We start from the raw sequence: 13,507 nt of genomic DNA, 5'->3' as shown, positions 1-13,507 counted from the left end.
GCCCACCAGCAGGTCGTAGGTGGCCTGCACCGCCCCCGCCGTGCTGGGCACCAGCACCGCCCCGGGGCGTAGGCGGACCACCCGCATCAGGTCGTCGTACATGGTGCCGAGCACGGCCGATCCGTCGGCGCGCGCGATGAGCTGACGGTGGTGGTGGACCCACTCGTCGTCGGTGTCGCGGGCGCGGCGGTGGAACCGCTCGATCGCGGTCTCCCGCTCGTCGACCAGGACGACCTCGTGGAAACCCGCCCCCTGCCCGCGTGCGAGCGCCGCGAGACCGTCGATCTCGTCGACCGTCGCGAGGTACTGCGGCAGGACGACGTCACCTCCGCCGGCCAACCGGACCGTCACCATCGCCCGCACCAGGGACCACACGACGGGCCAGGTGTCGAACTCCTCGTCGCGCCATCCGCCGACGAGGCGGTGCAGCGCGTCGACGTCGAGATTCAGGGTGCCGGGGTGGCGGTCGGCGTAGCGCGCCGAGAGGGTGGACTTTCCGATGCCCGGCGGCCCGTTCAGATGGATCAGTCGCGCCACCGCGTACCCCCGGTGTGGCGGTCACCCGCGCCGTCCAGGCCGTCGACCAGCAGTTCCGCCTCGTCCACCGAAATGGCCATGGTGGCACCGAGCAGCTCGACGGCCTGCTCACGCTGGCCGGCTTCCACGAGGGCCGCGATCCGGAGCCAGGCGAACGCGTCAGCCATCGCGTCGCTGTCGCCTCCGGCCGTCGACGGCCACCCGGTCGGCGGGGCGGTGGGGTCCTGGACCGGCCGGTCCCCCGCCGTACCGTCCGGGGTTTCCGCGCCGGCTGACATGGCGTCCGCAGCAGGCGTGCCGGCGGCCGGCGGGTCGACAGGGCCGGGGGCGCGGTCAGGGGAGGCGGCTTCGTGACTGCGGGCGGCGGCGATCCGGGTGGCCGCGGCCCACGCTCGGGTGTCCGCGTCCGGGGACGCGGCGGCGACGACCCGCGCCTCCAGGTCGCGGACCTGGGTGCCCGGCAGGTCCCGGCGGTCACCTCGACGGCGCAGGACCACCGTGATCACCGCGATGAGCGAGACCGCGACGACGAGGCCCACCGCCAGTGCCAGCAGGCTCGCGTCGGTGCCGCCGGGGCTCACCGGGTCGGACGGCCCCGGCCGGGCCGGTGCCGGTCGGCGACGGCGTGGAGCGGTACCCGGGCCAGGCGGGATGCGGTCGGGACCCGGCACGCGGTGGCCGGCGACACCGTCGCCGTGCTCGTCGCGGTCCCCCACCCCATGCCTGGCATCGTACCGGCGGGAGGGTCGCCCGCCGGGCTGCGCCCGGTCCGTATGCGGTCCCTTTGTCCCCCAGGGTCCGATACCGTGGGGCGGCCAGCAGGCACCTCATGACGACCGCCACCGATCGCCCCGGAGATCCCCCGACGTCCGCGCCCGACCCGTCGGGCCGGACGTGACCTGACCCGCCGCCCCACACCCCCACTGCCAGCCGCCGGCGGCGCAGCCCGGCCCCGGCGGCACGTCCGATGGAGACGGCATGACACGTCCCGATCCCGTCCGCCTCGCCGCACCCCTCCTGCTCGTCCTCACCCTGGTCGCCGGACTGCTCACCGCGCCGGCCGGCCCGGCGCACGCCGCACCGGCCAAGAACCCGCCGCTGACCACCCCCTGGACCGCCCAGGCGCTCGACGGCACGCCCCTGCCGGAGTACCCGCGACCCCAGATGACCCGGGCGGACTGGCTCACCCTCAACGGCGAGTGGCAGTTGCGCCAGTCCGCCACCGACGACGCCCCGACGTTCGGCACCGACCTGCCCGAGCGGATCAACGTGCCGTTCCCGGTGGAGAGCGCCCTGTCCGGGGTGCAGCGCGCCGCCGGCGACACCCGCAACTACCTGTTCTACCGGCGGGTCGTGACGGTGCCCGGGAGTTGGAACGGACGTCGGGTGCTGCTGCACTTCGGCGCCGTCGACTGGCAGAGCACCGTCTGGGTCAACGGCGTGGCCGTCGGTGGGCACACCGGCGGCTACGACGCCTTCAGCTTCGACGTCACCGCCCAGTTGCGGGGCGGCGCGAACGAGATCGTGGTGAAGGTGTGGGACCCGACGGACAGCCGGCAGAACGGCAGCCTGCCGCCGATCGGCAAGCAGACCAAGCAGCCCGGCGGGATCTTCTACACCCCCAGCTCGGGCATCTGGCAGACGGTGTGGCTGGAACCGGTGCCGACCGCCTCGATCAGCCGGGCCGACCTCTCGCCGCGCCTGGCCGACAACACCCTGCGCGTCCGGGTTCTCACCCGGGGCGACGTCAGCGGGCACAGCGTCCTGGCCGAAGCGCTCGACGGCACCACCGTGGTCGGCTTCGCCACCGGCGGTTTCACCGAGTTCACGGTGCCCGTGCCGAACGCCCGCCGTTGGTCGCCCGATACCCCGTTCCTCTACCAGCTACGCGTCACCCTGCGTAATGCCGCGGGCGTCCAGGTGGACCGCACCACCCACTACTTCGGCATGCGCGAGATCAGCACCGGCGTCGTCAACGGCGTCCTGCGGCCCAAGCTCAACGGCCAGTTCGTCTTCCAGGTCGGCACGCTCGACCAGGGGTTCTGGCCGGACGGGCTCTACACCGCGCCCACCGACGCCGCGCTGGCATTCGACCTGCAGAAGCACAAGGACCTGGGCTTCAACATGGTGCGCAAGCACATCAAGGTCGAACCGCAGCGCTGGTTCTACCACGCCGACCGGCTCGGCCTGCTGGTGTGGCAGGACGTCCCGTCGCTGACCGCGCAGGACATCGACGCCACCGACGCGCAGCAGGCGCAGCTCGAAGCCGAGGCCCGCGAGATCGTCGACGAGCACCGCAGCTCGCCGGCCGTCGTCACCTGGACCGTCTACAACGAGGGGTGGGGGGAACGGGCGCTGGCCGACACCCGCCGGGTCGCCCAGGCCGTCAAGGCCCAGGACCCGACCCGGTTGGTCAACGCGCACAGCGGCCACAACTGCTGCCAGTCGCTGGGCGACCCCGGCGTCGGCGACATCGACGACTGGCACGTCTACCTGGGACCGGACTCGCCGGTGCCGTCGAGCAGCCGGATCGCCGTGCTCGGCGAGTTCGGCGGCCTCGGCCTGCACGTACCCGGGCACGAGTGGAGCCCGAAGGGCAGCTTCTTCGCCTACGAGTGGCAACCGAACTCCACCGCGCTGACCGACCGCTATATCGGCCTCGTGCAGGGCACGCAGAACCTCATGCTCGGCAAGGGGCTGAGCACCTCGGTCTACACCGAGATCACCGACCAGGAGGGTGAGCTGAACGGATTCCTCACCTACGACCGGCAGGTGGTCAAGATGGACCAGGCCCGGGTGAGGGCCGCCAACCTGGCCCTGATCACCGCGTCACGGTCCGTCGGCAGCTCGGCGCCGGTGGCGTTGCCGCTGAACACCCGCCGGTCGTTGCAGGTGACGACCCCCGGGTACACCGACCGGTTCCTGCGGCACCGGGACAGCCTCGCCTACACCGAGGTGGTGAACGCGGACAGCTCGGCGCTGCTCAGGAACGACGCGACGTACACGGTCCGGGCCGGGCTGGCCGATCCGGCGTGCTACTCGTTCGAGTCGGTCAACTTCCCCGGGCAGTTCCTGCGCCACCAGGAGTCGCGGGTACGCAACTCCCCGAACGACGGTTCGGCGCTGCTGCGCGCGGACGCCACCTGGTGTGCCCGGGTCGGCGTCGGCGGGAGCGGGGTCTCGTTGGAGTCGTACAACTTCCGTGGCAGGTACCTGCGGCACTACGCCTCGGAGGTGTGGCTGAGCAACGGCACGGGCGGCGAGGCGTGGAACTCACCCGTCCTGTGGGCCGCGGACAGCACCTGGAACGTCACGACCCCCTGGGCACCCTGAACGGGGCCGCCATCCCGCCGGGGCAGCGTGGCTGCCCCGGCGGTGGGGTCAGCCGATGCGGAACTGGTCGCCGTAGACGGCGAACACCAGTGGCGTGTTCAGGTCGAAGTTGCCGTTGTCGAGGAACACCCGCTGGGCGGTGTCGACCCGGGAGGTGTCCGAGTGGGCCTCCTCCTTCTTCATCTCGACGACCCGCTCGTCGAGGAACGCGCTGAGCCAGGTCCGCTCGTTGCCGCCCTGCGCCGGGGGCTTCGCCCGGAGCAGGGCGCGGCTGCGGATCTGGCGCATGCCCTCGTACCCGTGCATGACCGCCGCGTCGTAGTAGGCGAACTGGCCGAGTGCCCGGACCCCGTCGTTCTTCCCGTCCCGCACCGACGGGGTGAAGTAGACCCGGTCCCGCTCGGATTCCTGCGCGGCCCGGAACACCTGGTCGTTGGCGGCGGTGCGCCAGTCCCGGGGGTAGTTGGGGTCGAGGCCGGCGTGCGAGGCGGTGCCGTTGACGGCGCGCAGCGCGGGCAGGTATCCGGCCAGCACGTTGCCGGGCTTGGTGTTCGTGTACGCCTGGACCAGTTCGAGCATGTCGCCGGTGCCGGAGCAGAAACCGATGATGCCGGCGGTGTAGCCCCGGCCGTCGCCGATGTCCTCGATGTAGGAGAACTGGGCGCGCCAGTCGAGCGAGGAGTTCTCGGCCGCCGAGACGAGCTGCATGGCGACGTCCTTCTTCGCCGGGTCGTCGAGGTTGGTGCCGGCCGGGGCGGTGGCGGTCGGGGTGGGGGTGCCGCCACCGGGCAGGGTCCACTGCTGGTTGGTGGTGCCGCCACAGGTCCAGATCTGCAGTCGGGTGCCGTTGGCGGTGCTCCGGTCGGTCACGTCGAGGCACTTGCCCGAGGCGGGGTTGACCAGGGCGCCACCGCTTGCGGTGGTCCACTTCTGGGCGCCGGTGCCGTTGCAGTCGTACAGCTGGATCTTGGCGCCGTTGGTGGTCGACGCGGCGGTGACGTCGAGGCACTTGCCGAGCGCGCGGATCGAGCTGTCGCTGTTGCCCACCGTCCAGGTCTGGGCGGCGGTGCCGTTGCAGTCGTAGAGCTGCACGGCGGTGCCGTTGGCCGGGTTGGCGCCGGCCACGTCGACGCACTTGCCGGCCAGACCGGTGATCGGGCCGGCGGTCGCGGCGCTGGCCGACGGCAGGCCGTAGCCGACCGACGCGATGCCGGCCAGCAGGGTGCCCACGGCGTAGGCGACTGTTCTTCTGCGCACCATGGCGTTCCTCGGGGATGGGGCGGCGGGGCGCCGGCCGGTCGGTGCCCGGACGCGACGTGCGCCCGGGCGGGCACCGCAGCAATCAGTAAGGTCTATTTACTGATAGCAGTGCGTCGATCGACTGTCAATCACCGCACCGAGCGATCATGGCAGGTCAGGGCGGCACCCGGCGCACCGGCCGACCGCACCCGGGGGGGCGGCACGGTCGCGGTGCCGGCCGGACCGCGCCACCCCCCGGTCAGGGACGGTGCTCCGGGCGGAGGAAACCTGACAGCAGGTGCCGGAACTCGTGCGGGTGCTCGACCGCCGGCACGTGCCCGCACCTGCCGAACACGTGCAGCCGGACGTCGGCCAGGTGCTCGAGCAGCGGCCGGGTCGCCGGGTCGAGCGGGGTCACCCGGTCGTCGACGCCGTGCACCAGCAGCACGGGCGCGCGGATCGCGGCCAGCGTCCGCGCCGGGAGGGTCAGGTCGTCGACCCATCGCTGCCGGGGCGGCGGGAACAACGACGCGTACGCGGCGGCCCCCGCCAGCATCGCGTCCGCGCGGGCGGCGACCGCAGCATCGGTCACGAGCGCCTGGTCGAGGAAGAGCCGGCTCAGCATGTCCCGTGCCCCGGCCGGGCCGGCGGGGGCGGCCCAGAGCGCGTCGAGGTCGGCCGACAGCGGCGCCCCGGGGGCACCCATCGTCGAGACCGCCACGACCCGGGTGACCCGGCCGGGGTGCTCGGCCGCCAGGGCCAGCGCCACGGCCCCGCCCATGGAGTGGCCCACCACGGCGTAGTCCCCGATGCCGAGCGCGTCCATCAGGCCCGCGGCCTGCCGGGTCCACAGGCGCAGGCCGCCCCGGGAGCCCGCCGGGACGGGGGTACGGCCGAACCCCGCGTGGTCGGGGGCCAGCACCCGCCAGGACGGGCCCAGCGCCTGCGCCGTCGCCGCCCAGGCTCCGGACCCGGTGGTGCCGGGTCCGGAGCCGTGCAGCATCAGCACCGCCGGCCCGGTGCCGCTGTCGAGGACGTGGACGGGAGAGCCGTCGACGGTGACCGTCCGCGTGGTCGTCATCGGCACGGGCCGGGTGCGCTCAGGCCGAGGCGGCGTCGACGGACTTCGCGAAGAGTTCCATCATGGCCCGGCCGAACTGCGGCATGTCGGGCCAGCCCCGGCAGGAGACGAGGTTGCCGTCGACGACGTCGGGCGCGTCGATGACCGTCGCGCCGGCGTTCTCCATGTCGCCGGTGATGGGCGGGAAACACGCCGTCTTGCGGCCCTTGAGCAGGCCGTAGACCGCCGGGACCTGAGCGCCGTGACAGACCAGGGCGACGGGGAGGTTGCGCGCGAAGAAGTGCTCGGTGATGCGCCTGACGTCGGCGTCGACCCGGATCCACTCGGGCGCGCGTCCCCCGGGGATGATCAGGGCGTCGTAGCGTTCGACGTCGACCTCGGCCCAGGGCACGTCGACCGGCAGCTTGCGGCCGTTCTTCTCCACGTAGGCGTCGGAGTTCGGGTCGAACTCGTGGATGACCAGTTGCACGTCACGTCGCGTGCGGGACGCGACGTCGACCTCCCAGCCGCCCTCCTGGACGCGGTAGTAGGGGTACATCGTGTCGAGTTCCTCGGCAGCGTCGCCGGTCAGGAGCAGCGCTCGGGGCATCTGCTTCTCCTCGCAATGGTGGTGGCGGTGAGGTGGACGCGATCCAATCCGATCCGATTGAGCTAGCATTCCTTCGCCCCGCCCGCCCGTCAAGACCGCACGGTCAACGCGTCGCCGTCCTTGATCTCGTCGAACAGCCGACGGAAGCGCTCGCCGGAGCGCAGGATGTGCCGGCGCATCGCGTAGGCGGCGGCGTCGGGGTCCCGCGCGGCGATCGCGGCCACCACGTCCTCGTGCTCGGCCATCGCCAGGTGGGTGACCTGGGTGTCGTGGTGCAGCCGGAACAGGTGCACGTGGCTGTGCAGGCGGGCGAGCGTCTCCCGGATGACCTGGTTCTCCGCGCTGCGGGCGACCAGGTCGTGGAAGGCCGCGTCGCGCAGCCCGAAGGCGCCGTAGGCGGTGGGCCCGACGCCCCCCTCCAGTTCCGCCATCTCCTCCAGCATCCGGCGCAGGCCGGCAACCTGCGAAAGCGACGCGCGTTCGGCGGACCTGCGCGCCGCCGCCGGTTCCAGGAGCAGACGGACCTCCAGCATGTCCTCGAACCGCTGGCGGGTGATCTGGGGTGGGATGCGGTAGCCGGCGTGGGGCACCCGGACGACCAGGCCCTCGGCCTCCATCCGGTTGAGCGCGTCGCGGATCGGCGTCTGCGAGACGCCCAGCTCGCGCGCCAGCACGTCGATCGTGACGCGGGAGCCGGGCTCGATCCGTAGCGACATCAGCTGTCCGAGCAGCGTGTCGTACACCTCGTCGGCGAGCCGGCCGCGCGATCGCGCGGGTGACGTCGTACCCGGCGCGGCCGTGCGGCCCCGCGCGCTGATCGCTTCGTCGTCCATCGTGACGTGAGGTCCTTTCGTGCACCTTCGGGAACCTGTTGACATCAGTTACGACGCTGCGACATGCTGACGCCCCCCACCCGATCGTATAGGAAACGTGACGGGCGACCGTCATTCTGCACCGTCGCCGTAACGCCTGCCAGCGCTCCACTCGATCAACTGGAGCTCCCATGAGCATGCTCGACGTCCCGCCCGGCCCGTCACCGGGTCACCGACGGGTCGGCGTGCCTGCCGACGGCACGACGACGAACCGGCACGACGACGAACCGGCAGGTCATGGCGCGTCCGTGACACCGGTCCACGGGGCGGCCCCCGCGCCGGCCCGGCACCACGCCTGAACAACCAAGCACCTGCTCGGCGAGGCACATAGCGAGGCTCTCGAAGTCCCCACCACCCCAGAAAGCAGGTACCACCATGCGGCACCCGAAGCGAATCGGTCGAACATCGGTCTCCCGGCGGAAGGTACGGCTGGCGACGGCCGCCATGCTGCTGCTCGCCACGACCCTCGCGGCGTGCGGCGACGGCGGGGACGACGGCACGAAGGCCGGCGCCCCGAAAGCGCCGGCGACGGTCCCCGAGCTCAGCAAGGACCCGCTGACCCTCAGCTTCATCTGGTTCGACTGGCCCCCGGCCAAGGCGCTCGAGGACTTCGCGAACGCGGAGTACAAGAAGGAACGGCCGAACGCGACCATCAAGGTCAACACCGTGCCGAACGCGAACTGGCACGACGCGATGTTCACCCAGTTCGCCGCACGCAAGACCGACTTCGACATCGCGATCCTGGACTCACAGCACATCGGCGAGGCCGTGACCAACGGCAACATCCTCGACCTGACCGACTTCGTCAAGAAGAACATCGAGGTCGACGCCTACAACCCGTACCTGCTGGCGGCGTACGGCCAGTTCCCGCAGGCCGAGACCGGCAAGCGCGACGAGAACGCCAGCCTGTACGGGCTGCCGCTGCTCGGCGACACCTGGACGATGATCTACCGCAAGGACCTGATCGGCGACAAGCCCCCGCAGACCTGGGACGAGATGATCTCGGTCGCCGCGAAGTGCCAGGCGGACAACCCGGGCGTCAGCGGGCTCGCCTTCCACCAGGCCAACGGCTCCGACGCGGCGGCCGTCACCTACAACACGGTCAACGGCGTCTACGGCGGCAACCTCTGGGACGCCAAGAGCCGCAAGATCGACGGCGTCCTCAACGACACCGCGGGTCACGAGGCGATGGACGTCCTGGTCAACAAGATGAAGCCGCTGACCGCCAAGGGCTCCGGCAACTGGTTCATCGACGAGGTGAACGCGGCGGTCGCCCAGGGCAAGGCGTGCATCGCGTTCAACTGGATCGCCGCGAGCGGCGGCCTGCTCGACCCGAAGCAGTCGACGCTCGGCACCACCCGGGAGCAGATCCTCTCCAAGCTGGGGTTCGCAACCCTGCCGACCCAGAAGACGAACCTGGTCCCGCTCGGCGGGATGGGGATGCACGTGTCGGCCTACTCCCCCTCGGCGCAGCAGGCCGAGGCCCTGAACTTCATGCGGTGGTTCGAGCAGGCCGACGTGCAGAAGAAGTGGGCCGCGGCCGGTGGCGTGCCGTCGCGTACCGACGCCCTGCAGTCGCCCGAGTTCCTCAACGCCGGACCGTTCAACCAGGTGTACGCCGACTCGGTGCCTCGGATGCGGGACATGTGGAACGTGCCCGAGTACGCGCGTCTCGTCGACATCGAGAACACGAACGTCAACGCGGCGCTCAACGGCGCGAAGAGCCCGAAGGCCGCGCTCGACGACATCGCCCGGGAGCAGCAGGGCGTGCTCGACTCCAGCAACCGCAAGGGCGGCGGCGGGCTGTGAAAGACCCCGTCCCGCTGACGACCGACCGCCCCGGGCAGGTGGCGTCCGCGACGCCACCTGCACCGGGCCGGTCCCGCCGCCGGCTCAGCGACCGCGGCCTCGCCGTGGCCTTCATCTCCCCCGCACTGCTGCTGTTGCTCGGCATGTCGGTGTTCCCGCTGCTGTGGGCGTTGTACCTGTCGTTCACCGACTACTCGGCCACCCGAGGGGGGCCCGCCCGGTTCGTCGGCTTCGGCAACTACACCGCCATCCTGACGTCGGCGCAGGTCCACCAACGGGCCCTGACCACGCTGATCTACGTGGTCGGCGCGGTCACCCTGCAGACCGTGCTCGGCTTCTCCATCGCCTACCTGATCTCCCGGCGCACCCACGGGCGGGGCGTGCTGACCACCCTGTTCCTGGTGCCGATGATGCTGTCGCCGGTCGTGGTGGGGCTGTTCTGGCGGTTCATGCTCGACGCGCAGTTCGGCGTGGTCAACAGCATGCTCGGCTCACTCGGCCTGGGGCAGGTGGAGTGGCTCACCCGGCAGCGGACCGCGCTGGTCAGCCTGATCGTGGTCGACACCTGGCAGTGGACGCCGTTCATCATGCTCATCGCCCTCGCCGGCCTCACCGCCGTGCCCAAGTACCTGTACGAGGCCGCCTCGATCGACCGGGCGTCCGAGTGGTTCCGGTTCCGCACCATCACCCTTCCGCTGGTGTGGCCGCTGCTGCTCATCGCCGTGCTGTTCCGGGCCATCGAGGCGTTCCGGCTGTTCGACCTCGTCTACATCCTCACCAACGGAGGTCCCGGGGTCTCCACCGAGACGTTGTCGTTCCACGTCTACAAGGTGGCGTTCCTGGGCTTCAACACCGGCACCGCCTCGGCGTACGGGATCCTCATGGTCCTCGTCGTCATCGTCCTCACGCAGCTCTACCTGCGCTACCTGAACAAACTCAAGGAGGGCTGATGGCCGTCTCCGTCGACGAGGCCGTGTCCGCAGGCCCGACCCCGGACCGCCCGTCCCCCGCACGCCGCGTGCGCCGCCGGGGCCGCGGCCGGGCGGTGCTGGAGGTCGTGCTGCTGACCGCGCTGGCCGTCGTGATGCTCTTCCCGGTGCTGTGGATGATCGAGACGTCCATCAAGGAGAACCGGGACGTCTCTGCCGTGCCGGCCGAGTTCTTCGGCTTCACGGTCACCCTCTCCCACTGCTGGGACTTCTTCGTCGGCGCCGACGGCGGCCGCTCGGCCCTGTCCGTGGCGTTCCTCAACTCGGTGGTCGTCGCCGGGGTGTCCACGGTGCTGGCCACCGTGCTGGGGGTGCCGGCGGCCTGGGCGTACTCCCGCTTCACCCTGAAGGCCAAGAAGGACCAGCTGTTCTTCATCCTGTCCACCCGGTTCATGCCGCCCGTGGTGGTCGTGGTGCCGATCTTCCTCATGTACCGCCAGGCCGGACTCATCGACACCAAGCTCGGCCTGATCCTCATCTACGCCGCGTTCAACGTCCCGTTCACGATCTGGATGATGAAGGGGTTCGTCGACGAGGTGCCCGCCGAGTACGAGGACGCCGCCATGCTCGACGGCTACAGCCGCCTGCAGGCGTTCTGGAAGTTCACCCTCCCCCTGCTCGTGCCCGGCATCGCCGCGACGGCGGTGTTCGCGCTCATCTTCTCGTGGAACGAGTTCGTGTTCGCCATCTTCCTCACCTCCAGCGACGAGGTCCGTACGGCCCCACCGGCGATCGCCGGCCTGATCGGCGGCACCACCGTGGACTGGGGTCTGGTGGCCGCCGCCTCGGTGGTCTTCGCCCTGCCGGTGCTCGTCTTCGCCTACCTGGTACGCCGGCACCTCGTCGCCGGTGTGACGCTCGGGGCGGTGCGACGCTTATGGCGGGCATCGAGGTGAGCGCCCTGCACAAGCGCTACACGGACGGCACGGTCGCCGTCGAGCACGTCGACCTGTCCATCGGCGACGGCGAACTGTTCGTGATGCTCGGCCCGTCGGGGTGCGGCAAGACGACCACGTTGCGGGCGATCGCCGGCCTGGAGCGGCAGACCAGCGGCGACATCCACATCGGCGACACGCTGGTCAACGACCTGCCGCCGGCCGAACGCGACATCGCCATGGTGTTCCAGTTCTACGCGCTGTACCCGCACCTGAAGACCCGCGACAACCTGGCGTTCCCGCTGCGGGCCGAGGGACTGCCCAAGCACGAGGTGCGGGAGCGGGTCGAGGAGGCGGCCCGGCTGATGCGGCTCGGTCCGCTGCTGGACCGGCGGCCCCGTCAGCTCTCCGGCGGGGAGCAGCAGCGGGTCGCGCTCGCCCGCGCCCTGGTGCGCCGGCCACGCGCCTTCCTGATGGACGAACCCCTCACCAACCTGGACGCGGAACTGCGGGCGGACATGCGCACCGAGATCAAACACCTGCAGGGGGAACTGGGGGCGACGATGGTCTACGTCACCCACGACCAGGTCGAGGCGATGTCGCTCGGTCACCGCATCGCCATCCTCAACAAGGGCCGCGTCGAGCAGATCGGGACCCCGCTTGAGGTGTACGACCGTCCGGCGAGCCTGTTCTGCGCGGCGTTCATCGGCTCCCCGCCGATGAACCTCATCGACGTGGAGGTGGCCGACGGGAAGCTGCGCGGTCAGGGCGGACTGGTCCTCACGCCACCGCCGGGCCTGCCCCGCGACCGTCCCCTGGTGGCGGGCGTGCGGCCGGAGGCGCTGGAGGTCACCGCGCCGGGAGCGGACCGGTCGGTGCCGGCCCGCGTGGTGTCGGCCGAGTGGCTCGGCGACGAGATCATCTACGTGGTCGACCACAGCGGCGGACGCGACGTCCGGGTCCGGATGCCACCGACCGTACGGTTCGCCGCCGACGCGAAGGTCGGGCTGCGGTACACCGGCGGGACCCCGGCGGTCTACGACGTGCGCACGGAAGAGCTGGTGGCCTGATGGGAACCGTTGCGGTCAAGGGGCTGTGCAAGTCCTTCGGCAAGGTCCGCGCCCTGGACGGGGTGACGCTGGATGTGCCAGACGGCGCGTTCTTCGTCGTGCTCGGGCCGTCCGGTGCGGGCAAGACGACGACCCTGCGGGCGATCGCCGGCCTGGACAAGCTCGACGCCGGGTCGGTGCACCTGGACGGCCGGGACGCGACCGCCGACGCCCCGGCCGTCCGCGACCTGGCCATGGTGTTCCAGAACTACGCCCTCTACCCCCGGCACACCGCGTACGAGAACATCGCCTCGCCGCTGCGGGCGCGTCGCCGCTCGGCCGGTGAGATCGCCGCGGCCGTCGAGCGGATGTCGGGCCTGCTGCACATCGAACGGCTGCTGCACCGTCGTCCCGCGCAGTTGTCGGGTGGAGAGATGCAGCGGGTCGCGCTGGCCCGGGCGCTGGTCCGCAGCCCCCGTGCGTTCCTCATGGACGAGCCGTTGACGAACCTCGACCTCAAGCTCCGGGTCGAGATGCGCACCGAGCTGACCCGCATCCACCGCAGCCTCGGGGCGACGTTCGTCTACGTGACCAACGACCAGGTCGAGGCGCTGTCCATGGCCGACCAGGTCGCGGTCCTCAGGGAGGGCACGGTGCAACAGGTCGGCACCCCGACCGAGGTGTACGAGCGGCCGGCCAACCAGTGGGTCGCAGGCTTCGTCGGCAGCCCGCCGATCAGCCTGCTCGCCTGCCACGCCGAGGGGGACCAACTGGTCGGCGGGGCAGGCTGGACGCTGCCCCGGCCCCGCTGGGCCACGGCCAAGGACGGTCAGGCGCTGATGCTGGGCCTGCGTGCGGAGGACCTGTCCGTGGAGCGGCGCGGGGACGCGTCGTTGCCCGGTGAGCTCTACGGGCTCGAACCCCTCGGTGACCGGACGGTGGTCGACGTGCGGGTGGGCACGGAGATCCTGAAGGTCAAGGCCCGACCCACCGTCACCGGTACGCCGGGCGAGCGGCTGCGGGTGACGGTCGACCTGGACCGCGCGCACCTGTTCGACGCGGGCACCGGGCTGTCGCTGTCGGCGGCCGGGCGGTAGCCGGGGCGGCGACGGCGCGCCGGCCTGCGGTTACGGG

General features: G+C 71.4%; 12 protein-coding genes. 6 read left to right on the top strand and 6 right to left on the bottom strand.

What is annotated here, in order from left to right; translation table 11 throughout:
* Together ACOJTC_RS22965 and ACOJTC_RS22960 are read right to left on the bottom strand one after the other, a co-directional pair.
* On the bottom strand, nucleotides 1-537 hold a 537-nt coding region (locus ACOJTC_RS22965), incomplete at its 3' end, for an AAA family ATPase (protein WP_420118439.1).
* Entirely contained in the window at nucleotides 525-1,118 is a 594-nt protein-coding gene (locus ACOJTC_RS22960; RefSeq protein WP_420118438.1) for a hypothetical protein, read from the bottom strand. The genes ACOJTC_RS22965 and ACOJTC_RS22960, both read right to left, overlap by 13 nt.
* A gap of 397 nt (nucleotides 1,119-1,515) precedes the next feature.
* Between ACOJTC_RS22960 and ACOJTC_RS22955 the strand changes: the two genes are divergently transcribed.
* The gene (locus tag ACOJTC_RS22955; protein WP_420118437.1) at nucleotides 1,516-3,870 is read left to right on the top strand and encodes an AbfB domain-containing protein; all 2,355 of its coding nucleotides are present in this window, start codon (nucleotides 1,516-1,518) and stop codon (nucleotides 3,868-3,870) included.
* Nucleotides 3,871-3,918: 48 nt separating this feature from the next.
* Here ACOJTC_RS22955 and ACOJTC_RS22950 read toward each other — a convergent pair whose 3' ends face one another.
* The 4 genes from ACOJTC_RS22950 to ACOJTC_RS22935 form a co-directional block, all read right to left on the bottom strand.
* The gene (locus tag ACOJTC_RS22950; RefSeq protein WP_420118436.1) at nucleotides 3,919-5,130 is read right to left on the bottom strand and encodes a chitosanase; all 1,212 of its coding nucleotides are present in this window, start codon (nucleotides 5,128-5,130) and stop codon (nucleotides 3,919-3,921) included.
* Nucleotides 5,131-5,368: 238 nt separating this feature from the next.
* Entirely contained in the window at nucleotides 5,369-6,190 is an 822-nt protein-coding gene (locus ACOJTC_RS22945) for an alpha/beta fold hydrolase (RefSeq protein ID WP_420118435.1), read from the bottom strand.
* 19 nt (nucleotides 6,191-6,209) lie between these two features.
* Nucleotides 6,210-6,779, bottom strand: a complete 570-nt coding sequence (locus ACOJTC_RS22940; RefSeq protein WP_204926718.1) for a DJ-1/PfpI family protein — start codon at nucleotides 6,777-6,779, stop codon at nucleotides 6,210-6,212.
* An 89-nt stretch (nucleotides 6,780-6,868) separates the two neighbouring features.
* Nucleotides 6,869-7,612 (bottom strand): GntR family transcriptional regulator, encoded by a 744-nt coding sequence (locus ACOJTC_RS22935; protein ID WP_420118434.1) that lies wholly within the window; start codon nucleotides 7,610-7,612, stop codon nucleotides 6,869-6,871.
* 414 nt (nucleotides 7,613-8,026) lie between these two features.
* Here ACOJTC_RS22935 and ACOJTC_RS22930 point away from each other — a divergent pair, with 414 nt between their 5' ends.
* From ACOJTC_RS22930 to ACOJTC_RS22910, 5 genes are read left to right on the top strand one after another with little or no spacing between them, the layout of a single operon-like run.
* Complete coding sequence (locus ACOJTC_RS22930; RefSeq protein WP_420118433.1) at nucleotides 8,027-9,460, top strand: extracellular solute-binding protein; 1,434 nt, start codon at nucleotides 8,027-8,029, stop codon at nucleotides 9,458-9,460.
* Nucleotides 9,457-10,410 (top strand): carbohydrate ABC transporter permease, encoded by a 954-nt coding sequence (locus ACOJTC_RS22925; protein WP_204926722.1) that lies wholly within the window; start codon nucleotides 9,457-9,459, stop codon nucleotides 10,408-10,410. Before ACOJTC_RS22930 ends, ACOJTC_RS22925 begins: the two co-directional genes overlap by 4 nt.
* Nucleotides 10,410-11,345: a carbohydrate ABC transporter permease gene (locus ACOJTC_RS22920; protein ID WP_420118432.1), complete on the top strand. Its 936-nt coding sequence runs from the start codon at nucleotides 10,410-10,412 to the stop codon at nucleotides 11,343-11,345. The genes ACOJTC_RS22925 and ACOJTC_RS22920 overlap by 1 nt, the downstream gene beginning before the upstream one ends.
* Nucleotides 11,327-12,394 carry an ABC transporter ATP-binding protein gene (locus tag ACOJTC_RS22915; protein ID WP_420118431.1) on the top strand — a complete coding sequence of 356 codons (1,068 nt, stop codon included), beginning with the start codon at nucleotides 11,327-11,329 and terminating at the stop codon, nucleotides 12,392-12,394. Before ACOJTC_RS22920 ends, ACOJTC_RS22915 begins: the two co-directional genes overlap by 19 nt.
* Complete coding sequence (locus tag ACOJTC_RS22910) at nucleotides 12,394-13,470, top strand: ABC transporter ATP-binding protein (RefSeq protein ID WP_420118430.1); 1,077 nt, start codon at nucleotides 12,394-12,396, stop codon at nucleotides 13,468-13,470. The genes ACOJTC_RS22915 and ACOJTC_RS22910 overlap by 1 nt, the downstream gene beginning before the upstream one ends.
* Nucleotides 13,471-13,507 lie beyond the last annotated feature (37 nt).

The sequence above is a fragment of the Micromonospora sp. genome (assembly GCF_048594385.1).
In the GTDB taxonomy this organism is placed as follows: Bacteria; Actinomycetota; Actinomycetes; order Mycobacteriales; family Micromonosporaceae; genus Micromonospora; species Micromonospora wenchangensis.
Note: the sequence above shows the minus strand (reverse complement) of the source record. Positions and strands in the feature narration are given on the sequence as shown.